The organism is Thalassobius vesicularis (assembly GCF_004799325.1).
Lineage (GTDB): Bacteria > Pseudomonadota > Alphaproteobacteria > Rhodobacterales > Rhodobacteraceae > Thalassobius > Thalassobius vesicularis.
On the sequence record NZ_SSMD01000005.1, the window covers coordinates 93710 to 115462 of the forward strand.

Sequence of the window (21753 nt, forward strand, 5' to 3'; positions counted from 1 at the left end):
AGGGGCTGGTCGTGACAGAGCAGTTGAAGCGACGGATCGGGTTGGGATTGCTGACGGCCTATGGCGTGGGGGTCATGGTCGGCGCGGGGATTTACGTGCTGGTGGGCGCGGTGGCGGCCGAGGCGGGGATCTGGGCGCCGTTGGCCTTTGTGCTGGCCGGGCTGATCGCGGCACCGACGGCGCTGAGCTATGCGGAGTTTTCCACGCGACTGCCTGAGGCGGCGGGCGAGGCGGCCTATGTCGCCAAGGGCTTCGGCTGGCCGTTGCTGGCGCTGCTGGTAGGGGTGGCGATCGTGGCGGCGGGCATGATCTCGGCCGCGGCGGTGTTGCGTGGGGGCGTGGGCTATCTGGTCAGCATCGTGGATGTGCCGTTTGATTGGGCGATTGTCGGGGTCGGCGTGGCGCTGACGCTGGTGGCGGTGTTGGGGGTGCTGGAGAGCCTGGCCATGGCCGCGCTGTTCACCGCGATCGAGCTGATCGGGCTGGGGCTGGTAATCTATGCTGGCTGGGCGGCGCCGGCCTCGCCGGATTTTGCGCTGCCCGAGGCGCCGTTGTGGAGCGGCGTGGGGGCAGGGGCCGTGCTGGCGTTTTTCGCCTTTATCGGGTTTGAGGACATCGTGAACATGGCCGAGGAGGTCGAGCGCCCCGAGCGGACGCTGCCTCGGGCGATCCTGTTGTCGCTGGTGGTGACCAGCGTGATTTACGGGCTGGTGGCGGTGGCCGCGATCCGGGCGGTTCCGCTGGAGGAGCTGGGCGACTCGGACCGGCCTTTGGTGCTGGTGTGGGAGGCGGGCGTTGGCGGCGGGGCTGCGATGTTCGCAGGCATCGCCGTTGTGGCGGCATTGAACGGCATTCTGGCGCAGATCGTGATGGCCGCGCGGGTGCTGTTCGGGCTGGGCAAGAAACACGCGGTGCTGCGGATGTTCCACCACGCGCATCCGCGCTTTGGCACGCCGGTTCTGGCGACGGTTCTGCTGGGGGCCGGGGTGATCGCGGCGGCGTTGCGGCTGCCGATTGCGTCGCTTGCGGGGACGACCTCGTCGATCCTGCTGGCGGTGTTCGTGCTGGTGAATGCTGCGCTGATCCTGGTCAAGCGCAAGGCACCGCGGGCGGATTTCACCGTTGCGATGTGGGTGCCGGTCGTGGGTCTGGTGCTGGCCGCCGGGGCGCTGGCGATGACCTTGGGGGTGGGCTCATGATGTCGCTGTTTGCCGCCTGTGCGTGGTTCGTGATCGCCAATGTCGGCGCGATGCTGCCCAGCAAGCGCAAGCATTGGCCCTTTGCCTATGGGCTGATCGCGGTGGGCATTCCCATTCTGGGCTGGGTGGTCTATGAGCAGGGTCCCTGGGTCGGGCTGCTGGTGCTGGCGGCTGCCATGTCGGTGTTGCGCTGGCCCGTGATCTACCTGTGGCGCTGGATCAAGCGCGGCGGAAAGGCGAAAGATGCAGATGCCTGAGGTGCGGGGCGCGCTGACCCCCGGCAAATCCCTGTCCGAGCTGACCTGGCTGCGTGTGGGCGGCCCGGCGGACTGGCTGTTCCAGCCGGCGGACCTGGCGGATTTGCAGGGCTTCCTTGCCGGCCTTGGTGCGGACGTTTCTGTGTTTCCGATGGGGGTGGGCAGCAACCTGATCGTGCGGGATGGCGGTTTGCGCGCCGTGGTGATCCGGCTGGGGCGCGGGTTCAACGGAATCTCGGTGGATGGACGCCGTGTGACCGCAGGGGCCGCGGCACTGGACGCGCATGTGGCGCGCAAGGCGGCCGAGGCGGGGGTCGACCTGACATTCCTGCGCACGATCCCCGGCAGTATCGGCGGCGCGGTGCGGATGAATGCGGGCTGCTATGGCTTTTACGTGGCGGATGCGTTTGTCAGCGCGCAGGCCGTGGCGCGGGATGGCACGCTGGTGACGTTGGGGCCGGATGATCTGCGGTTCGAGTACCGCCAGAGCCACCTGCCCGACGGCATGGTGCTGGTCGAGGCCACGTTTGACGGCCCCGCAGGCGACCCGGCAGAGCTGGCCGCGCGGATGGACGAGCAGATCGCCAAGCGCGACGCCAGCCAGCCGACAAAGGACCGCAGCGCAGGCAGCACTTTCCGCAATCCGGCGGGGTTCTCCAGCACGGGGCGTGCGGACGATGTGCACGACCTGAAGGCGTGGAAGCTGATAGACGATGCCGGCATGCGTGGCGCCACGCGTGGGGGCGCTCAGATGAGCCCCAAGCACTCGAACTTCCTGATCAATACGGGGGCGGCGACGGCGGCTGACCTCGAAGGATTGGGCGAAGAAGTGCGAAAAAAGGTTTACGATTCCTGCGGGATCACGCTAGAGTGGGAAATCATGCGCGTCGGCGAACCGGCGGCGTAATCCGGGGATCAAACCCCAAATCAGGTCCGCATAAGACGGGCTGAAAAAGCAGCAGAACAGGCCGTAAAAACGGCCGGAATATTGAGGCGAACGGTGGGTATGTCGAGCAGGACAAACCCCAAGGTTGCGGTGTTGATGGGCGGTCCCTCGGCTGAGCGCGAGGTGTCCCTGTCATCCGGGCGCGAATGCGTCAAGGCACTGAGGGGCGAAGGATTCGAGGTGGTTGAGGTCGACGCAGGCCGCGATCTGCCTGCGCGTCTGGCCGAAATCCAACCCGATGTCGTGTTCAACGCCCTGCATGGCCGCTGGGGCGAGGATGGCTGCGTTCAGGGTCTGCTGGAATGGCTGAACATTCCCTACACGCATTCGGGTGTGCTGGCCTCGTCTCTGGCGATGGACAAAGAGCGCACCAAGCAGGTTTACCGCGCCGCCGGGTTGCCGGTGGCCGACAGCTGTCTGGCCAGCAAGGCCGAGGTCGAGGCGCGCCACGTGATGGAGCCTCCCTACGTGGTGAAACCGTATAACGAGGGCTCCTCGGTCGGCGTTTACATCGTGCAAGAGGCCGCCCACGGCCCGCCGCAGCTGAACGAACAGATGCCCGATGTGCTGATGGTCGAACAATACGTGCCGGGGCGCGAGCTGACGGCAACCGTGGTGGGCGATCGCGCGCTGACGGTGACGGATATCATCACCGACGGCTGGTACGATTATCACGCCAAATACGCCACCGGCGGATCGCGCCACGTGGTGCCCGCCGAGGTGCCGCAAGAGATTTTCGACGCCTGTCTGGACTATGCCCTGCGCGCGCATCAGGCGCTGGGGTGCCGGGGTGTCAGCCGCACCGATTTCCGCTGGGACGAGGCGCGCGGCATGGACGGTCTGATCCTGCTGGAAACCAACACCCAGCCGGGGATGACGCCGACCTCGCTATCGCCCGAGCAGGCGGAAAAATGCGGGATGTCGTTCGGCCAGCTGTGCCGCTGGATGGTGGAGGACGCCTCATGCAACAGGTGATGCGTCGCGCGGATCCGGCGCCCTCGCGCCTGTCTTACAGAATGCAGCGCATGATGCTGACCCCGCTCGTGCGGGGTCTGTTGCGCATTGGGCTTCCGTTCGCGATTACGATCGCGGCGGGCGGGATCTACCTGTCGGACGAGGCGCGCGTGGACAATATCCGCCTTGCGGTCTCGGACATTCGGCACAAGATCGAATCCCGCCCCGAATTCATGGTCAAGCTGATGGCCGTCGACGGCGCCGGCCCCGAAATTGCCGAGGACATCCGCGAGATCGTCGGGATCGACTTCCCGGTCAGCTCGTTCGATCTGTCGCTCGAGGAAATCCGCAGCACCATTCTGGAACTGCCCGCCGTGGCCGATGCCAGCGTGCGGATCAAACCGGGCGGCGTGCTGCAGGTGGACCTGAAGGAACGCGTGCCGGTGATGCTGTGGCGCTCGGCCCAGGGGCTGGTGCTGCTGGACGCCGAGGGCAACTATGTCGGCGAGGCAACGGCCCGCGCCGCACACAAGGATCTGCCGGTCGTGGCCGGTGCGGGCGCCGATCGCGCGGTGGGCGAGGCGATGCGCCTTCTGGCCGCCGCCGGACCGCTGACCCCGCGCATCCGCGGCCTTGTCCGCATGGGCGAACGGCGCTGGGACATGGTGCTGGATCGCGGCCAACGCATCCTGCTGCCGGTGGACAATCCGGTGCAGGCGCTGGACCGCGTGCTGGTGCTGAACCAGTCGAACGACATGATGGCTCGCGATCTGGCGCATGTGGACATGCGCATCGCGGCACGGCCGACCATCCGGATGAATGCGGATGCGGTGGCAGAATGGTGGCGTATCAAGAAGATCAGTGCAGGAGACTGACGGGACATGACCGGGCTTTATGAAACCCAACGCGCGATGCGGAACATGCGCAAGGCAGCCATGCAGCGAGGCGTGATCGCCATTCTGGATGTGGGCAGCTCCAAGATTGCCTGCCTTGTTCTGCGCTTTGACGGCTCGGACCGGCTGAAGGAAACCGACGGGGTTGGCCCGATGGCCGGGCAGGCCGGGTTCCGGGTGATCGGCGCCGCGACGACCCGTTCGCGCGGGGTGCGCTTTGGCGAAATCGACGCCATGCAGGAAACCGAACGCGCCATTCGCACCGCCATTCAGGCTGCGCAGAAGATGGCGAATATCCGGGTGGACCACGTGATCGCCTGCTTCTCGGGGGCCGAGCCGCGCAGCTATGGCCTGGCCGGGGCGATCGACGTCGAAGGCAACGTCGTGTCCGAGCAGGACATCAGCCGCGTGCTGGCCGCCTGCCACCTGCCCGACTACGGCATGGGCCGCGAGGTGCTGCACGCCCAGCCCGTGAACTTTGCGCTGGATCACCGCACCGGCCTGTCCGATCCGCGCGGTCAGATCGGCCAGACCCTCTCGACCGACATGCACATGCTGACGGTGGATGCGACCGCCGTGCAGAACCTGGCCCATTGCGTCAAACGCTGCGATCTGGAACTGGCGGGTATCGCCAGCTCGGCCTATGTCGCGGGGATCTCCGCGCTGGTCGAGGATGAGCAGGAACTGGGCGCCGCCTGCATCGACATGGGCGGCGGGGCGACCAGCCTGTCGATCTTCATGAAGAAACACATGATCTATGCCGACACCGTGCGCATGGGTGGCGATCACGTCACCGGCGACATCTCGATGGGCCTGTCGGTGCCGTTCAACACCGCCGAGCGGATCAAGACCTTCTACGGTGGCGTCGTCGCCACCGGCATGGACGACCGCGAGATGATCGACCTCGAAGGCGACACCGGCGACTGGGAACACGACCGCCGCGCCGTCAGCCGGGCCGAACTGATCGGCATCATGCGCCCCCGCGTCGAGGAAATCCTGGAAGAGGTGCGCGCCCGTCTGGACGCCGCCGGGTTCGACCACCTGCCCAGCCAGCAGATCGTGCTGACCGGCGGTGGCAGCCAGATCCCCGGCCTTGACGGGCTGGCCAGCCGCATCCTGGGCCACCAGGTCCGCCTGGGCCGCCCGCTGCGTGTCCACGGCCTGCCGCAGGCCGCCACCGGACCGGGTTTCGCCAGCGCGGTCGGCCTGTGCCTGTTCGCCGCCCATCCGCAGGACGAATGGTGGGATTTCGACCTTCCGGTCGAGCGTTACCCCGCCCGTTCGCTGCGTCGTGCCGTCAAATGGTTCCGGGATAACTGGTAAGCCCAATATCTGGTCATTTCGGCAAAATCCCGCGTAGTTGCCTTGTAAAATATCCCATATTTTGGGGTATTTTTGCGCTTTTTTGCGTGACGATCCGGCCTGTTACGAGTAAACTCGGCGCTTAATAGGCAGAAAAATCACCTGCGCAAGGCAGGCCAACATCAGGCGGACAGATCAATGACATTGAACCTTTCGGTGCCCGGTCAGGAAGAATTGAAACCCCGTATTACCGTGTTCGGTGTGGGCGGGGCAGGCGGCAACGCCGTCAACAACATGATCCAGAAAGAGTTGGAAGGCGTCGATTTCGTCGTTGCCAACACCGATGCTCAGGCACTGCAACAGTCGAAGGCGGGCAACCGCATCCAGCTGGGCGTGAAGGTCACCGAAGGTCTGGGCGCCGGTGCGCGCGCCTCGGTCGGCGCCGCCGCTGCCGAAGAAAGCATCGAACAGATCGTCGACCACCTGGCCGGCGCGCATATGTGCTTCATCACCGCCGGCATGGGCGGTGGCACGGGCACGGGTGCGGCCCCCATCATCGCGCAAGCCGCGCGTGAGCTGGGCGTGCTGACCGTCGGCGTCGTGACCAAGCCCTTCCAGTTCGAAGGCGCCAAGCGGATGCGTCAGGCCGAAGAAGGCGTCGCAACCCTGCAAAAGATGGTCGACACCCTGATCATCATCCCGAACCAGAACCTGTTCCGTCTGGCCAACGAAAAAACCACCTTCACCGAAGCCTTCGCAATGGCTGATGACGTGCTGTACCAGGGCGTCAAGGGTGTGACCGACCTGATGGTCAAGCCCGGCCTGATCAACCTCGACTTCGCCGACGTCCGCTCGGTCATGGACGAGATGGGCAAGGCGATGATGGGCACCGGCGAAGCGTCGGGCGAAGATCGCGCCATTCAGGCCGCCGAAAAGGCAATCGCCAACCCGCTGCTGGACGAAATCAGCCTGCGCGGTGCCAAGGGCGTGCTGATCAACATCACCGGCGGTCACGACCTGACCCTGTTCGAACTGGACGAAGCCGCCAACCGCATCCGCGAGGAAGTGGACCCGGACGCCAACATCATCGTCGGCTCGACGCTGGATACCGACATGGACGGCATGATGCGTGTGTCGGTCGTGGCGACCGGTATCGACGCGTCCGAAGTGGTCTCGGAAATCCCTGTGCCGCGCCGCTCGATGGCCGCACCGCTGAAGCAGACCGTCACCGTCGAAGAGAAGAAGGCCGAGCCCGTCGCCGCCAAGGCAGCGCCCGTTGCCCAAACGGCAGAGCCCAGCCTGTTCCAGGATCTGGAAGCACCGAAGCCCGTCGCCGCCCCCGTGGCCAAAGCGCCGGTCGAGGAAGCCTACGAGGACGATTTCGAAGCTGCGGACGACATGCCGCCGCCGCTGTACCGCCCGCAGGTCGCCAGCTTCCAGCCGCAGCCTGACGTGGCCGACGATCCGGTCGAAACCTTCGTGGCCCCGAAAGCGCCGACCGCTGGCACGCCCTCGCCCGAGGCGCTGGCCCGTCTGCAAGCCGCCGTTCAAAAGGCCCCGGCCGCACCCCAGCGCCCCGCCGCGCCCGTCGCAGAACGCGTTGCCGCCAAGCCCGCGCCCAAGCCTGAACAGGCTGGTCGTTTCGGCGGCATCAACTCGCTGATCAACCGCATGACCGGCCACGGCCACGAGGCTGCCCCGCAGGCCGCCGCGCGTCAGCAACCCAGCGTTCAGGCTGCCGAACCGAAGGCCGATCCCGAGCAAGACCGCATCGAGATCCCGGCTTTCCTGCGTCGTCAGGCAAACTGACCTTAAGTAAAAGATGATCGAAAAGCCGCCCTCAGGGGCGGCTTTTTCGTTTTGTAACAATCGGTTAGGCGGGGTGTGAGCGGGTTTGTGCCAGTTTGTTTCAGGGATGTTTCAACCCGTTACAAAGATTGAATTGAGACGAGAGGTTGTCACGCATAACTATGTGCACAAATCAAAGTTAAACAGCCGTTAAGGCTTGGGGAAAAACCTTGCAGAATACCTTGAAAGCTGCCGTCACCTTCAACGGCGTGGGCCTGCACTCTGGCAAACCTGTCCGCATGACGGTTCGCCCTGCCTCGGCCGATTACGGTATCTGGTTCAAGCGGACCGACGTTCTGTACACCGATCCCCTAGTTCAGGCGCGCTGGAGCGCGGTCAACCAATCGCCGCTGTGCACCAAGCTGGAAAACGACAGCGGCATCAGCGTCTCGACCGTCGAACACGTCATGGCCGCGCTGGCCGGTTGCGGCATCCACAACGCCCTGATCGAGATCGACGGCCCCGAAGTGCCGATCCTGGATGGCAGCTCGGCCCCGTTCGTGCGCGCGTTCCTGCTGCGTGGCCTGGCCGCGCAGGATGTCGCCGTGCGCGCCATCGAAGTGCTGAAACCCGTCGAGGTCCGCAAGGGCGAGGCCTGGGCCCGTCTGGAGCCCGGCAGCGATCTGACCATCGATTTCCACATCGACTTTGAGGACGCGGCGATCGGCGTGCAGAACAAGTCGCTGAAAATGTCCAACGGCACCTTCGTGCGCGAGCTGTGCGACAGCCGCACCTTCTGCCGCAAGGCCGACGTCGATTTCATGCATGCCAACGGGCTGGCCCTGGGCGGCACGCTGGAAAACGCCGTGGTGGTCGAAGGGGACGCGATCCTCAGCCCCGGCGGTCTGCGTCACGCCGACGAACCCGTGCGCCACAAGATGCTGGACGCGCTGGGGGATCTGGCGCTGGCCGGCGCCCCGATTCTGGGCCACTACACCGGGTTCCGGGCGGGCCATGCGCTGACCAACGATTTGCTGCATGCCCTGTTCGCCGATCCGACCAACTTTCGCATGGTCGAGTGTGACCCCGTGAAAATGGCGCGTTTGCCCGGTGTTGGCGCACATCTGGACGAGATGCCTGCCGTCGCCTGACGCGGCATGCATGGCGGTGCGGCGCGCTTGCGCCGAAATGCACCAAAGGCGTTTTGCACCGGAAATTTCTGTGCTAGGACCGGTTTGAGCAGAGGGGCCCGGTGCCCCCATTTGTGCAGACGAGGGTATTTACAGCATGACAGGCGGCGGCTCCCGGAAATGGATCTTCGGCATGGTTCTGGCCACTGTTGTGCTGGCCGGTTGTGGCGAAGGCGGCAAGGTGGACCGCGGCGAAGTTCCGCTGGAAAACTACACGGCCGAACAGATCTTTGAACGCGGCGAGTTTGAGCTGGAGCGGCGCAAGCCCGCGCGCGCGGCCTTCTTCTTCTCTGAGATCGAGCGTCTGTACCCCTATTCCGACTGGGCCAAGCGCGCCTTGATCATGCAGGCCTTTGCCTATCACAAGGATCAGGACTACGAGAACAGCCGCGCCGCCGCACAGCGTTACATCGATTTCTACCCGACCTCGGATGACGCGGCCTATGCGGCGTACTTGCTGGCGCTGTCCTATTACGACCAGATCGACGAGATCGGCCGCGATCAGGGCCTGACCTTCCAGGCATTGCAGGCGCTGCGGGCCGTGATCGAACGCTATCCCGACAGCGAATATGCACGCTCGGCCATTCTGAAGTTCGACTTGGCCTTCGATCACTTGGCCGCCAAGGAAATGGAAGTCGGGCGCTACTACCTCAAGCGCCACCACTACGCCGCCGCCGTGAACCGGTTCCGCGTGGTGGTCGAGGATTTCCAGACCACGACCCACACCGCCGAGGCGCTGCACCGTCTGGTCGAATCCTACCTGTCGCTGGGCCTGACCGACGAAGCCCAGACCGCGGGCGCGATCCTGGGCCACAACTTCCAGTCCACCGAATGGTATCAGGCCAGCTACAAGCTGCTGACCGGGCAGGGGCTGGAGATGAAGGCCAAGGGGAACAACTGGCTCAGCAAGGTTTACCGCCAGATGATCAAGGGCGAGTGGATCTGATCTACCTCCGAGGGCACGATGCTGCGCAGCGTTGAAATCCGCGACATGCTGATCATCGACCGGCTGGAATTGGATTTCCAGCCGGGTCTGAACGTGCTGACCGGCGAAACCGGCGCGGGCAAGTCGATCCTGCTGGACAGTCTGGGCTTTGTGCTGGGATGGCGTGGGCGCGCCGAACTGGTGCGCTCGGGGGCTGATCAGGGCGAAGTCGTCGCCGTGTTCGACCTGCCCGATGGCCACGCCGCCCATGACGTGCTGACCGAGGCTGGCCTGCCGGATGGCGAAGAGTTGATCCTGCGCCGCGTCAACAGCCGCGACGGCCGCAAAACCGCTTGGGTGAACGACCGCCGCTGCTCGGGCGAGGTGCTGCGCGCGCTCTCTGATACGCTGATCGAGCTGCACGGCCAGCACGACGACCGCGGCCTGCTGGACCCCAAGGGCCACCGCGCGCTGCTGGACGCCTTCGGGGCCTACCCGGTGCTGCAATCAGACGTCCGCGATGCCTGGCGCGCCATGAGCGCCGCCCGCAAGGCCCTGTCAAAGGCCGAAACCGCGCTGGCCGAGGTCCGCAAAGAAGAGGACTTCCTGCGCCACGCCGTGGACGAGCTGGACAAGCTGGCCCCGGAACCCGGCGAGGAAACCCAGCTGGACACCCACCGCCGCATGATGCAGGGCGCCGAGCGTATCCGCGACGACGTCGCCAAGGCGCTGAACGCGCTTGGCAATGACGGGGCCGAGGGCTCGATGGGCGATGCGCTGCGCTGGCTCGAAGGGGTCTCGGACCGTGCCGAGGGGATGCTGGACACCCCCATCGACGCGCTTGGCCGCGCCTTTGCCGAACTGTCGGATGCGGTCGCCGGTGTCGAAACCGCGCTGGACCGCCTGCAATTCAACCCGCATGAGCTGGAAGAGACCGAGGAGCGCCTGTTCGCCATACGCGCCGCCGCCCGCAAGCATGGCGTTCTGGCAGACGATCTGGGGGCGCTGGCCGACGATCTGCGCGCCCGTCTGCACGCGCTGGATCAGGGCGACGCCGATCTTGAACGTCTGCGCGCAGAGCTGCGCGCCGCAGACAGCGCCTATGCCGAAGCCGCCGCCCGGCTGACCGCCGCCCGGCAAGAGGCCGCCGTGCGTCTGGACCGCGCCGTCGCCGCCGAACTGGCCCCGCTGAAGATGGAGCGCGCGGTCTTTCTGACCCAGATCACACTGGCCGATGCCGGGCCCGATGGGGTGGATCAGGTCGCCTTTACCGTCGCCACCAACCCCGGCGCGCCGTCCGGTCCGCTGGCCAAGATTGCCTCGGGCGGCGAACTCAGCCGGTTCCTGCTGGCGCTCAAGGTCTGCCTGAGCCAGCAACAGGACGGCGTGACGATGATCTTCGACGAGATCGACCGCGGTGTCGGCGGGGCAACCGCCGATGCGGTGGGCCGCCGTCTGGCGGCACTGGCGCAGGGCGGGCAGGTGCTGGTCGTGACCCACTCGCCGCAGGTGGCGGCGCTGGGGGCGCATCACTGGCGCGTCGAAAAGCGGGTGGACGGGGACATCACCACCTCGACCGTGGTGCCGCTCAGCCCCGAGGAACGCGTGGACGAGATCGCCCGCATGGTCTCGGGCGACTCGATCACCGACGAAGCGCGCGGCGCGGCCAAGGCGCTGCTGGCGGGCTGACGCGGGTCCGCGCTTAGTTCCCGCGCACCATTTTCCCCGGATTCATGATGTTCTGCGGGTCCAGCGCGCGCTTGACCTGTCCCATCACGTCCCACGCATCGCCGTGCTCGGCCTCCATGTATTTCAGCTTGCCGACGCCGATCCCATGCTCGCCCGTCGCCGTTCCGCCAAGCGCCAGCGCGCGTTCGACCATGCGGTGAGCCAGATCCTCGGCGGCGTGTTCCTCTTCCGGCTTCGTCGGATCGAACAACAGGATCGAGTGGAAATTCCCGTCCCCCACATGCCCCAGGATCGGCCCGGTGATCGGCGACGCCTCGATATCCGCGCGGGTTTCATTGACCGCTTCGGCCAAGCGCGAGATCGGCACGCAGATATCCGTCACGATCGACCGCGCCCCGGGTTTCGAGGCCATCACCGCCCAATGCGCGTGATGCCGCATCGTCCACAGCGCGGTGCGATCCTCGGGCTTGGTGGCCCATTCGAACCCCTTGCCGCCGTGATCTGCGACGATCTCGCCAAAGGTTTCGGCCTGTTCCGCGACGCCCTGTTCCGAGCCGTGGAATTCCACCATCAAATGCGGGCATTCCGGCATCTCGGACCCCGAATAGGCGTTGAACGCCGACGCGGTTGCGGCATCCACAAATTCGATCCGCGCCATCGGAATGCCCATCTGGATGGTGTCGATCACGGCTGACACCGCATCCTCGATCCGTTCAAACGCGCAGACGGCGGCGGTGACGGCTTCGGGCTGGCCACGCAGGCGCAGCGTCAGCTCGGTGATCAGGCCCAGCGTCCCCTCGGCGCCTACGAACATGGCGGTCAGGTCATAGCCTGCGCTGGATTTGCGCGCGCGCGTGCCGGTGCGGATGATCCGCCCGTCGGCCAGCACCACCTGCAACCCCAGCACGTTGTCGCGCATCGTGCCATAGCGCACCGCCGTGGTCCCCGACGCGCGCGTCGACGCCATCCCCCCGATCGAGGCATTCGCCCCCGGATCGACCGGAAAGAACAGCCCCGTGGCGCGCAATTCGGTGTTCAGCTCTTCGCGGGTGATGCCGGGCTGGACGGCCACGTCCATATCCTCGGGCGATAGCCGCAGGATCTTGTTCATGTTGCGGAAGTCGACGGAAATCCCCCCCGAAAACGCCTGTGCCTGCCCCTCAAGCGAGGTGCCAGCCCCCCAACCGACCACCGGACAGCCGTGCCGCGCGCAAATCTTGACGATCTCGCTGACCTCTTCGGCAGTTTCGGGATAGGCGACCGCATCGGGCGGGGTCAGCGGAAAATGCGTCTCAGAGGCGCCATGTTGGTCCAGATCGGACTTGGACCGGCTCAACCGTTGTCCTAGTAAGTTGGAAAGTTCCTCAAGCGCGGACTGGATGGCCATACTGTTCCTCCGGAAGATGCTGGGGAACACTAGGCCAAGCAAGCGGGCCGGAAAAGAGGAATACGCCGATACTGCGGGGATGGTTAATGGCATTGCAACTGGGCAAAGTGCTGGCTGGCGTCGCGGTACAGGCGCGCCAATCCGCCGTGGACGCGTTCCGGCTGATGCGTCGTCAGGGGCCCAGCCAGGTGCAGTTCTGGCTGCTGGCCCTGTCCATCGGCGTCGGGGCGGGCTTTGCGGCGCTGTTCTTTCGCAAGGGCATCGACCTGCTGCAATCCACGATCTACGGCACCCGTGACCTGACGCACCTGCACAGCTTTGCCGAAAGCCTGCCGTGGTACTGGGTGCTGATCGTCCCGATCATCGGCGGGCTGATCACCGGCATCGTGCTGCACCTGTTCACGCCCGATGGCCGCGTCCGCTCGGTCGCCGACGTGATCGAGGGCGCCGCCATGCATGACGGCCGGGTCGAGGGCAGGGCGGGCATCGCCTCGGCCTTTGCCTCGCTGGTCACCCTGTCCACCGGCGGCTCGACCGGGCGCGAGGGGCCGGTGGTGCACCTGGCCTCGGTCCTGTCCAGCTGGGTCAGCGAAAAGATCCACGCCAACGGCATCACCGGGCGCGACCTGCTGGGCTGCGCCGTGGCCGCCGCCGTCTCGGCCAGCTTCAACGCCCCCATCGCCGGGGCGCTTTTCGCGCTCGAGGTGGTGCTGCGCCATTTCGCCGTCCACGCCTTTGCGCCCATCGCCATTGCCAGCGTCGCGGGCACCATCATCAACCGGCTAGAGTTCGGCGGCGTGACCGAGTTCCACCTGCCCGAAGGCAACACGCTGGAATTCTATGTCGAGCTTCCCGCCTTCATCCTGCTGGGCCTGATCTGCGGCGTCGTGGCCTTTGCCCTGATGCGCGCCGTCTTCATCGCCGAGGACGCCGCCAACCAGATCCAGACCGGCACCGGCATGCCGCGCTGGCTGCGCCCCGCCGTGGCGGGGGCGCTGCTGGGCGCGCTGGCCATCGCCTATCCGCATATCATCGGGGTCGGCTACGAAACCACCTCGGCCGCGCTGACGGGGCAACTGTTGTGGCACGAGGCGATCGTCTTTGCCGCGCTCAAGGTGATCGCCGTGTCGATCACCATGGCCGGGCGGATGGGCGGGGGCATGTTCTCGCCCGCGCTGATGGTGGGGGCGCTGACCGGGCTGGCCTTTGGCCTGATCGCCACCGGCGTGTTCCCCGAGGTCTCGGGCTCGCACACCCTCTACGCGCTGGCCGGGATGGGCGCTGTGGCGGCGGCGGTGCTGGGTGCACCGATTTCCACCACCATGATCGTGTTTGAACTGACCGGCGACTGGCAGACCGGTCTGGCCGTGATGGTCACCGTCTCGCTGTCCACCGCGCTGGCCTCGCGCCTTGTGGATCGGTCGTTCTTCCTGACCCAGCTGGAGCGGCGCGATATCCACCTTGCCGCCGGGCCGCAAGCCTACCTGTTGGCGATGTTCCGGGCCGATACGCTGATGCGCAAACCCGACGATCCCGGCGCCGCCGATCCCAAACGCTGCGAGGACATGGTCGAGGACGGCATCTACCTTGAAATGACCGCCACGCTGGAACAGGCCATGCCGCTGTTCGACCGCGCCGGTGCGCCGTTCCTGCCGGTCATCAGCCGCGAAAACGACGAAGCGCCCCAGATCCGGGGCGCCTTGTTCCATGTCGATGCGTTGAAAGCGTTCAATCGCGCCCTGGCCGCAACCGCGGCCGAGGAACACTCTTAAAGACGCTCAACCGCCAGCTTGTCGGACGCGTAGAACGACAGGTAGTCCTTCAGACGTTCCGCATCCGCCACCGGAGCCTCATAGCTCAGCGCGGCGTCCGTCAGCGTCGTGCTTTTGGTGACGATGGAATAATGCGTGGCCGCGCCTGCGGCCCCCGTGGTCACCTTGGCGGTCTTGTCCAGAAACGCCATCGCGATATCCCCGCGCGGGAAAAAGATCGCGGCGGGCTTGTCGCCCTCGCTCAGCTCCAGCGCGTTGCTGGTTTCGCCCAGAACGGCACCGCCTGCGCGCACCACCCATGTGCCTTCGGCCTTGCGTATCGTCATCGTATTCCCCAATTCAGTTCCCCTCTCCTGTGCGTCCTGCCCGCCCGGTATGACAGAGTGATGTCACAGCCGGTTCACAGCGGCGCAGTCGCATCGCGCAACCATATCCGAGCGGCCTCGCTTAACCGAGAGCCGATTTTGTCGCGGCACGCAGCGTGATACGCGTTCACCCAGGCGATCTCGGCGGGCGACAGCATCTCGCGCGCGATCAGGCGCCGGTCGATGGGCACCCAGGTCAGCGTCTCGAAGGCAAACATCGCGCGCGCATCCGCGCCGTCCAGCGCCGGGGCGTCCTGCACGACGATCAGGTTCTCGATCCGGATGCCGAACGCGCCCTCGCGGTAATAGCCCGGCTCGTTCGACAGGATCATCCCCGGCTTCAGCGGGATCGTGGAAATCCGCGACAGCCGCGCCGGCCCCTCGTGGACGCACAGGAACACACCCACACCATGCCCGGTGCCGTGGTTGTAATCCAACCCCGCCAGCCACAGCGGATAGCGCGCAATCGCGTCCAGATCGCGCCCCGCCAGCCCTTGGGGGAAGCGCGCGCGCGAAATCCCGACCATGCCCTGCAGCACGCGGGTGAAACAGGCGCGCTCCTCCTCCCCGACCTGGCCGATGGGCAGGGTGCGGGTGATGTCGGTGGTGCCGTTCAGGTACTGCCCGCCGCTGTCCACGACGATCAGCTGGCCGTCCTCCAGCGTCCGGTTGGTCTTCTCAGTCACGCGGTAATGGATCACCGCCCCGTTCGGCCCGGCGCCCGAGATCGTGTCAAAGCTGATATCCCGCAGCGCGTTCGTCGCCCTGCGGAACCCCTCCAGCGATTTGACCACGTCGATCTCGGTGATGCTGCCGGGGGTCTGCGCATCGAACCAGCACAGGAATTCGCACATCGCGGCGGCGTCGGTCAGGTGGGCGGCGCGGGTGGCGGCGATCTCAGCATCCGTTTTGCAGGCCTTGGGCAGGATGCACGGATCCTGCGCCCAAGCGACCGGCACACCAGCCTCCTCCAGCTCCAGGCTCACCTGCAAGGGCGCGGTCGCGCGGTCCACCCGCACCGGCCCGGTCAAGGAGCGCAACCCCGCCTCGAACCCCGAGGGCGGGCGGATCGTCACCTCGGCCCCCAGATGGGCGCGCACGTCTTTGTTCAGTTTGGCGGCGTCCGCGAACAGGCTCAGATGGCCGGTGTCGTGCAGGATGGCAAAGGCATGCGCCACCGGGTTGCGCGGGATGTCCGCGCCGCGAATATTCAGCAGCCACGCGATGGAATCGGGCAGCGTCAGGACGGCGGCCTCATGTCCCGCCTTGCGCAGCCCCTCGGCCAGCCGGGCGCGTTTTGCGGCGTGGCTCTCGCCCGCCAGATCGTCGGGATAGATCATGATCGCGCCCTGCGGCGGGGCGGGCTGGTCGGCCCAGATCCGATCCACCAGGTTATCCGTCGCCCGCAGGCTGATGTCCGAGCCTTGCAGGATGCGCTCCAGTTCCTCGACCTCTTCGGCGGTGTGCAGCCACGGGTCAAACCCGACGATGCCACCCTTGGGCAACTGCTCCAGCAGCCAGTCGCCCAGCCGCGTTTCGGGCCACGGCACCGGCGTGAAATGCGCCAGATCGACCTGCGCCTTGACCTGCGTGCGATAGCGCCCGTCGATGAACACCCCCGCCACGCCCTTCAGCGCCGCGCAGAACCCGGCCGAGCCGGTGAACCCCGTCAGCCACGCCAGCCGGTCGTCGCGCGCGGCCACGTATTCGCCCTGATGCGCATCGGCGCGCGGGATCAGGAACCCGGCCAGCCCCTCGCGCCGCAGCTGATCACGCAGCTGCGCCAGACGTCCGGGCCCCTTCGACGGGTCCGAGGTTTCGTGAAAGCTCTGGAACATAGCACACCCCCTTGGCTGACGCACAGTTGTGCAAATCCGCGCAGGGGGTGCAAGGGTTTAGCTGGCCTTCTTGATGCCCATCATGCGGGCACGCGCGCGCGGGTCCTGATCGAACAGCGCGGCCAGTTGTTCGGTCATCGCACCGGCCAGCTGTTCCACATCCGTGATCGTCACCGCGTGCTGGTAATAGCGCGTCACGTCGTGGCCGATGCCGATGGCGATCAGCTCGACGATCTTTTTCTTCTCGATCATCGAGATCACGTCGCGCAGGTGTTTTTCCAGATAATTCGCGGGGTTGACCGACAAGGTGCTGTCATCCACCGGCGCACCGTCCGAGATCACCATCAGGATCTTGCGCTGCTCGTGCCGCGCCATCATGCGGCGGTGCGCCCATTCCAGCGCCTCGCCGTCGATGTTTTCCTTCAGCAGGCCCTCTTTCATCATCAGGCCCAGATTGGTGCGGGTCCGGCGCATCGGGGCGTCCGCGCGCTTATAGACGATGTGGCGCAGGTCGTTCAGGCGGCCCGGCAGCTGCGGGCGCCCGTCGGCCAGCCATTTTTCACGGCTCTGGCCGCCTTTCCACGCGCGGGTGGTAAAGCCCAGCACCTCGACCTTGACGTCGCACCGCTCCAGCGTGCGGGCCAGAACGTCGGCGCAGATCGCCGCAATGGAAATCGGCCGACCCCGCATCGAGCCCGAGTTGTCCAGCAACAGCGTCACCACCGTGTCCTTGAACTCGGTGTCTTTTTCCACCTTGAACGACAGCGGAGTCGTCGGGTTCGCCACCACGCGCGCCAGACGTCCGGCGTCCAGGATGCCTTCTTCCATGTCGAACAGCCAGCTGCGGTTCTGCTGTGCCTGCAGGCGGCGTTGCAGCTTGTTGGCCAGTCGGCTGACAGCGCCCTTCAGCGGCTCCAGCTGTTGATCCAGATAGGCGCGCAGGCGCTCCAGCTCGGCGGGTTCGGCCAGCTCTTCGGCGGCGATCTCCTCGTCGAAATCGGTGATGTAGGCGCCATAATTCGGGTCCGCGTCCGACAGCGGGGCAGGGGGCGGCGGCTCCAGCGGGGCCTCGCCCTCGGGCAGCTCGGTCTCGTCGGACATCTGCTCGTCCGCCATGTCATCCATGGTGACCTGCGCCTCGGAGCTATCCTGAGTCTCGTCCTGCGATTGCTCGGGATCGGCCTCGGCGTCCTGATCGTCCTGATCATCCTGGCCGCTTTCCTGATCCTCTTGCTCTTCGGCGTCTTCCTGCGCCTCGTCCTGCTGGTCTTCGTCCGGCTGGTCGGGGTCATCGCCCAACTGATCGCCGTATCCCAGCTCTTCGATGATCTGACGGGCAAAGCGCGCGAATTCCGCCTGGTCCGACAGCTTTTCCTTCACGTCTTCCAGCGTGCCGCCGGCCTGGTCCTCGATGAACCCGCGCCACAGCTCCATCACGTTGGCCGCAGCCGGGGGCAGGGCCCGCCCGGTCGCCAGATGCCGCACCATGTAGCCCGCCGCCATGTGCAGCGGCGCGTCGGCGGCCTGCGTGATCTGGTCATAGCCCAGCCGCTTGGCGTCGGTCTGGATCTTGGCGTCGATATTGCCCGCCGTACCCGGCATGTCGCGCGCGCCCATCGCCTCGCAGCGGGCGGTCTCCATCGCTTCGTAGATCGAGCGCGCCATATCCCCCGGCGGCACATAGCGCGCGTGGATCTTGTCGTTGTGATACTTGCGCTGCATCGCCAGCGCGTCGGCGGTGCCGCGCGCCAGCAGCACCTCGTCCGCGGTCATGCGGCGGGTCACCTGCGGCAGGCGCATCGTGTCGCCCGTCAGGCCCGACGGATCGACCGAGTAATTCACGGTCAATTCGGGATCGTCCGCCAGCACCTTGGTCGCTTCGGCCAGGGCTTTCTTGAACGGATCGGCTGGGTTGTCGGTCTTCTTCATCGTCGCGGCCACGGATCTGTCATACGTTTCCCGTGCACCCTAATCCGGGATATCGGGATTGACCATAGGGCGCGCGCAGCAGCGTCACGTCAGGTTTTCCGATGGGCCGTTTTGGCGTATGCAAAGACAAGGGCAGGAGGGACGCCGTGAAAGTGGTCTATTGCGCCTATGGCGCGGCGAAATATGCGGATCAGCTGGCGCAATCCGTGCGCTCGCTGAAGGCATGGCACCCCGAGGCGCGGATTGTTGTGTGGTCCTCGGCCGATTTCACACAAAACCTGTGGAATTTGCCGGTCGAGGTGGTCGTTTCCCCGGTCGCCGAGCGCCCCTCGGACTGGCACGATCCGCTGATGAAACTGCGCGCCATCGCCGATCAGGCAGCGCAGGCAGAGCCGTTTCTGTATCTCGACACCGACACGTTTATCGCCGGCCCGCTGGATGAGGCGTGGAAATTACTGAGCGATTACGACTGCTTAGGTGTCCATTCCCCGATCCCCGACCAGCGCGGTTTCCTTGTGCTGCCGCCCGCACCCGGCCTGACCCGCCCCGATCCGGCGGTGTTTCCCGAATGGAACGGCGGCGTTCTGTTCTTCTCGGGCCGGGACGGCGCGCAACGGATTGCGCGTAACTGGTTGGTATGGCAGGAAAAAATGATCCCCGGCGGCGGCGATCAATGGACGCTGGCGCAGGCGCTCTGGTCCAGCGGAGCCCGTCTGCATGCGCTGCCCAACACCTGGAATTGCCGCCTTCCGGCCTCTCCCTCGGTCTATGGCGCCGTGAAAATCCTGCACGACGATCACCCGGACCTGGCGAGTGTTTCTGAAATAATCAATCAGGAACAAAGGCTTAGGCGAATTGTCCGCGACGGTGAGACCTACGTCCTCGCGCATGATCTGACAGACGGGCGGCGCTGTTTCTAGCTGAGTAGCAACGAGCGGCACTCACCGATCTGCCGCACTGCCAGCCGTTCGGCCCGCTGCGCCGCGCGTTTGTCCTGCCCAAACGTCGCCCGCGTCAGCAGATAGGCATGCGCCATCTTCGCCTCGACCCGCCAAGCCAACACCTCGCGCCCTTGCTCGGGTGGCATAAGTGCCTCCAGCAATTCAATAATTCCGGCGCGCTGGCGTTGGGTTTCTTCCGATCCGGGGCCGTCGAACATCCATTGCCACTCCATCTGGGCCGACAGCCGGCCGACGCAGGTGGCAAAGGTGCGCAGCTGATCTTGCCACGGGGCAACCTGCGCCCAAGCGGCGGGGGCGGTCCCGATTCCGCCCAGCATGATCGCCAAGAGAAGAGTTCGCAAAGTGCCCATAAAATGGACTATACGGTCAAAAAATATCCAGACAAAGCACCATTTTCTACCCTGCCTCAATGCCCCGAAACGCAAAACGGCGCCCGCGAGGGGCGCCGTTCAGGCCAACCGATGGGGTCGGGCTTATTTCATCGCCATCGAGACGGCGCTTTCCGGCAGTTCCTCGTCAAAGCAACGCTGGTAGAACTCGGCCACGGTCTGGCGCTCCAGCTCGTCGCATTTGTTCAGGAAGGACAGGCGGAACGCATAGCCGACATTGCGGAAAATCTCGGCGTTCTGGGCCCAGTTGATCACGGTCCGGGGCGACATGACGGTGGACAGGTCGCCATTCATGAAGGCGGTCCGGGTCAGGTCGGCCAGCGTCACCATCTGGCTGATCTGCTTGCGTCCCTTCTCGGTGTTGTAATGCGGGTTCTTGGCCAGCACGATCGCGGTTTCGGCGTCATGCGACAGGTAGTTCAGCGTGGCGACCAGCGACCAGCGGTCCATCTGCGCCTGGTTGATCTGCTGCACCCCGTGGTACAGGCCCGTGGTGTCGCCCAGACCAACGGTGTTGGCGGTGGCGAACAGACGGAAATAGGGGTTCGGCGTGATGACCTCGTTCTGGTCCAGCAGGGTCAGCTTGCCGTCATGCTCCAGCACGCGCTGGATCACGAACATCACGTCCGCACGGCCCGCGTCGTATTCGTCGAACACGATGGCGCAGGGGTTGCGCAGGGCCCAGGGCAGGATGCCTTCGTGGAATTCGGTGACCTGCTTGCCGTCCTTCAGCTTGATCGCGTCCTTGCCGATCAGGTCGATCCGGCTGATGTGGCTGTCCAGGTTGACGCGGACGGTGGGCCAGTTCAGGCGCGCGCCGACTTGCTCGATATGGGTCGATTTGCCGGTGCCGTGGTAGCCCTGGATCATCACGCGGCGGTTGTTGCGGAAACCCGCAAGGATGGCCAGCGTGGTGTCGGGGTCGAATTTATAGGTCGGGTCGATCTCGGGCACGCGTTCAGTGCGGTCGGCAAAGCCCTTCACGGTCATGTCCGTGTCGATCCCGAACATGTCGCGGACAGAGATCTCTTCGGTGGGTTTTGCGTGCTTGTCCATGTCTCGTCCGCCTTTACCTGCGTGCTGAATTGGGGGCCGGATTGCCCGTGCCCCCGAGTGGTGCAACATATTGCGCGCGAGGGCAAGAGCCAGTGCGCCGTTCCGCCGCGTCCGATTGTATCGTTGCGTCACTTGCCGCCTGACATGGCGTGCCAAAGAAAAAGGCGGGGAAATCCCCGCCCGTTTTCCGGCATTTGACCGCGTCACTTGAAGTTGCGGCTTTCCTTGATCTGGTCCCAGGCCCAGACGACCAATTGCAGCTGTTCTTCCTGGCTGCGGTCGCCGCCGTTCATGTCAGGGTGCAGCACCTTGATCAGCTTCTTGTAGGCCTTGCGGACCTCGGCCTTGGTCCAGGTGTCCTGTGCTTCGAGGATCTCGATGGCGCGGCGTTCGGTCGGGGGCAGGCGGCGGCCAGCGGCGGCGGCCTTGCCGGGGTTCTTGGTGGCGTTGGCGCCCAGCACCTGATGCGGGTCCTCGATGCCCAGACGGGCCCAGGCGCGGGCCTCGGGGTCGCCCATCGGACGGGTCTGGCGTTCCCACACCTTGTCCTTGGACATCTGGGCGTTCAGCTCGGCCTCGGTGGTGCCGTCGAAGAAGCTCCACTTCTGGTTATATTCGCGTACGTGGTCCTTGCAGAACCAGAAATACTCGTCCAGCACATCGGGTGCCTTGGGCGCGCGGTACTGGCCTGCCTCTTGGCAGCCCTCGTGTTCGCAGACGCGTTGCGAGGTTTCGAACGCCCCGGACATGCCTCGGCGGCCGCGGGTCGTTTTCTTTTTCGCCGACGAAACGGACATGTCGAACCCGAAGGGGTCTGATTTAGCCATGGGGTCACCTCTCGACTCGGACGGTGGAGTTTACACTTGTTGACGCCGAGTTGAAGGGGCGTCCGCGAAAAAATGGCAGGCACCT

At 65.5% G+C, this 21753-nt stretch carries 19 protein-coding genes; 12 read left to right on the forward strand and 7 right to left on the reverse strand.

Annotation, left to right across the window (positions count from 1 at the left end):
- The first annotated feature begins 11 nt into the window (after nucleotides 1-11).
- The 10 genes from E7681_RS11495 (at nucleotide 12) to recN (ending at nucleotide 11143) form a co-directional block, all read left to right on the forward strand.
- On the forward strand, nucleotides 12-1199 hold the full coding sequence (locus E7681_RS11495; RefSeq protein WP_136339445.1) for an APC family permease: 1188 nt from the start codon (nucleotides 12-14) through the stop codon (nucleotides 1197-1199).
- A complete protein-coding gene (locus E7681_RS11500; RefSeq protein WP_136339446.1) occupies nucleotides 1196-1456 on the forward strand; it encodes a DUF2484 family protein in 261 nt (86 codons plus the stop codon). Before E7681_RS11495 ends, E7681_RS11500 begins: the two co-directional genes overlap by 4 nt.
- Entirely contained in the window at nucleotides 1443-2363 is a 921-nt protein-coding gene (gene murB, locus E7681_RS11505; protein ID WP_136339447.1) for a UDP-N-acetylmuramate dehydrogenase, read from the forward strand. The genes E7681_RS11500 and murB overlap by 14 nt, the downstream gene beginning before the upstream one ends.
- A gap of 93 nt (nucleotides 2364-2456) precedes the next feature.
- Complete coding sequence (locus tag E7681_RS11510; RefSeq protein ID WP_211089794.1) at nucleotides 2457-3377, forward strand: D-alanine--D-alanine ligase; 921 nt, start codon at nucleotides 2457-2459, stop codon at nucleotides 3375-3377.
- Nucleotides 3365-4231 carry a cell division protein FtsQ/DivIB gene (locus tag E7681_RS11515; protein WP_136339449.1) on the forward strand — a complete coding sequence of 289 codons (867 nt, stop codon included), beginning with the start codon at nucleotides 3365-3367 and terminating at the stop codon, nucleotides 4229-4231. Before E7681_RS11510 ends, E7681_RS11515 begins: the two co-directional genes overlap by 13 nt.
- 6 nt (nucleotides 4232-4237) lie before the next feature.
- Nucleotides 4238-5572: a cell division protein FtsA gene (gene ftsA / locus E7681_RS11520; RefSeq protein ID WP_136339450.1), complete on the forward strand. Its 1335-nt coding sequence runs from the start codon at nucleotides 4238-4240 to the stop codon at nucleotides 5570-5572.
- A 177-nt stretch (nucleotides 5573-5749) separates the two neighbouring features.
- Complete coding sequence (gene ftsZ, locus E7681_RS11525; protein WP_136339451.1) at nucleotides 5750-7360, forward strand: cell division protein FtsZ; 1611 nt, start codon at nucleotides 5750-5752, stop codon at nucleotides 7358-7360.
- A gap of 209 nt (nucleotides 7361-7569) precedes the next feature.
- On the forward strand, nucleotides 7570-8490 hold the full coding sequence (gene lpxC / locus E7681_RS11530) for a UDP-3-O-acyl-N-acetylglucosamine deacetylase (protein ID WP_136339452.1): 921 nt from the start codon (nucleotides 7570-7572) through the stop codon (nucleotides 8488-8490).
- A gap of 136 nt (nucleotides 8491-8626) precedes the next feature.
- Nucleotides 8627-9475: an outer membrane protein assembly factor BamD gene (locus E7681_RS11535; protein ID WP_136339453.1), complete on the forward strand. Its 849-nt coding sequence runs from the start codon at nucleotides 8627-8629 to the stop codon at nucleotides 9473-9475.
- Nucleotides 9476-9493: 18 nt separating this feature from the next.
- Nucleotides 9494-11143, forward strand: a complete 1650-nt coding sequence (recN, locus tag E7681_RS11540; protein WP_136339454.1) for a DNA repair protein RecN — start codon at nucleotides 9494-9496, stop codon at nucleotides 11141-11143.
- Between the two features lie 13 nt (nucleotides 11144-11156).
- Here the strand turns inward: recN and E7681_RS11545 are convergent, their stop codons facing one another.
- Nucleotides 11157-12530, reverse strand: a complete 1374-nt coding sequence (locus tag E7681_RS11545; protein ID WP_136339455.1) for an FAD-binding oxidoreductase — start codon at nucleotides 12528-12530, stop codon at nucleotides 11157-11159.
- Between the two features lie 86 nt (nucleotides 12531-12616).
- Here E7681_RS11545 and E7681_RS11550 point away from each other — a divergent pair, with 86 nt between their 5' ends.
- A complete protein-coding gene (locus tag E7681_RS11550; RefSeq protein ID WP_136339456.1) occupies nucleotides 12617-14302 on the forward strand; it encodes a chloride channel protein in 1686 nt (561 codons plus the stop codon).
- On the opposite strand, the gene E7681_RS11555 is transcribed toward E7681_RS11550, so the two are convergent.
- The 3 genes from E7681_RS11555 to cobT all read right to left on the reverse strand — a co-directional run bounded on the left by E7681_RS11555 (nucleotide 14299) and on the right by cobT (nucleotide 18434).
- A complete protein-coding gene (locus tag E7681_RS11555) occupies nucleotides 14299-14628 on the reverse strand; it encodes a DUF427 domain-containing protein (protein WP_136339457.1) in 330 nt (109 codons plus the stop codon). The genes E7681_RS11550 and E7681_RS11555 overlap by 4 nt on opposite strands.
- Before the next feature lie 74 nt (nucleotides 14629-14702).
- Entirely contained in the window at nucleotides 14703-16505 is a 1803-nt protein-coding gene (locus tag E7681_RS11560) for an aminopeptidase P family protein (protein ID WP_136339458.1), read from the reverse strand.
- Between the two features lie 57 nt (nucleotides 16506-16562).
- On the reverse strand, nucleotides 16563-18434 hold the full coding sequence (gene cobT, locus E7681_RS11565) for a cobaltochelatase subunit CobT (protein ID WP_136339679.1): 1872 nt from the start codon (nucleotides 18432-18434) through the stop codon (nucleotides 16563-16565).
- Nucleotides 18435-18580: 146 nt separating this feature from the next.
- Between cobT and E7681_RS11570 the strand changes: the two genes are divergently transcribed.
- Nucleotides 18581-19354: a hypothetical protein gene (locus E7681_RS11570; protein ID WP_136339459.1), complete on the forward strand. Its 774-nt coding sequence runs from the start codon at nucleotides 18581-18583 to the stop codon at nucleotides 19352-19354.
- Here E7681_RS11570 and E7681_RS11575 read toward each other — a convergent pair.
- From E7681_RS11575 to E7681_RS11585, 3 genes are all read right to left on the reverse strand, one after another.
- Nucleotides 19351-19713, reverse strand: coding sequence for a hypothetical protein (locus E7681_RS11575; protein ID WP_136339460.1), 363 nt, complete (start codon nucleotides 19711-19713; stop codon nucleotides 19351-19353). The two genes, E7681_RS11570 and E7681_RS11575, sit on opposite strands and share 4 nt — an antisense overlap.
- A 156-nt stretch (nucleotides 19714-19869) precedes the next feature.
- Nucleotides 19870-20841, reverse strand: a complete 972-nt coding sequence (gene cobS, locus E7681_RS11580) for a cobaltochelatase subunit CobS (RefSeq protein ID WP_136339461.1) — start codon at nucleotides 20839-20841, stop codon at nucleotides 19870-19872.
- Nucleotides 20842-21044: 203 nt separating this feature from the next.
- On the reverse strand, nucleotides 21045-21668 hold the full coding sequence (locus E7681_RS11585; RefSeq protein ID WP_136339462.1) for a J domain-containing protein: 624 nt from the start codon (nucleotides 21666-21668) through the stop codon (nucleotides 21045-21047).
- Nucleotides 21669-21753 lie beyond the last annotated feature (85 nt).

Bases quoted from the DNA above. Each gene is read 5' to 3' on its own strand.
- E7681_RS11500 (WP_136339446.1), top strand. From the start codon at position 1,196: ATGATGTCGCTGTTTGCCGCCTGTGCGTGGTTCGTGATCGCCAATGTC.
- murB (WP_136339447.1), top strand. From the start codon at position 1,443: ATGCAGATGCCTGAGGTGCGGGGCGCGCTGACCCCCGGCAAATCCCTG.
- E7681_RS11515 (WP_136339449.1), top strand. From the start codon at position 3,365: ATGCAACAGGTGATGCGTCGCGCGGATCCGGCGCCCTCGCGCCTGTCT.
- ftsA (WP_136339450.1), top strand. From the start codon at position 4,238: ATGACCGGGCTTTATGAAACCCAACGCGCGATGCGGAACATGCGCAAG.
- ftsZ (WP_136339451.1), top strand. From the start codon at position 5,750: ATGACATTGAACCTTTCGGTGCCCGGTCAGGAAGAATTGAAACCCCGT.
- E7681_RS11535 (WP_136339453.1), top strand. From the start codon at position 8,627: ATGACAGGCGGCGGCTCCCGGAAATGGATCTTCGGCATGGTTCTGGCC.
- recN (WP_136339454.1), top strand. From the start codon at position 9,494: ATGCTGCGCAGCGTTGAAATCCGCGACATGCTGATCATCGACCGGCTG.
- E7681_RS11545 (WP_136339455.1), bottom strand. From the start codon at position 12,530: ATGGCCATCCAGTCCGCGCTTGAGGAACTTTCCAACTTACTAGGACAA.
- E7681_RS11550 (WP_136339456.1), top strand. From the start codon at position 12,617: ATGGCATTGCAACTGGGCAAAGTGCTGGCTGGCGTCGCGGTACAGGCG.
- E7681_RS11555 (WP_136339457.1), bottom strand. From the start codon at position 14,628: ATGACGATACGCAAGGCCGAAGGCACATGGGTGGTGCGCGCAGGCGGT.
- E7681_RS11560 (WP_136339458.1), bottom strand. From the start codon at position 16,505: ATGTTCCAGAGCTTTCACGAAACCTCGGACCCGTCGAAGGGGCCCGGA.
- cobT (WP_136339679.1), bottom strand. From the start codon at position 18,434: ATGAAGAAGACCGACAACCCAGCCGATCCGTTCAAGAAAGCCCTGGCC.
- E7681_RS11575 (WP_136339460.1), bottom strand. From the start codon at position 19,713: ATGCTGGGCGGAATCGGGACCGCCCCCGCCGCTTGGGCGCAGGTTGCC.
- cobS (WP_136339461.1), bottom strand. From the start codon at position 20,841: ATGGACAAGCACGCAAAACCCACCGAAGAGATCTCTGTCCGCGACATG.
- E7681_RS11585 (WP_136339462.1), bottom strand. From the start codon at position 21,668: ATGGCTAAATCAGACCCCTTCGGGTTCGACATGTCCGTTTCGTCGGCG.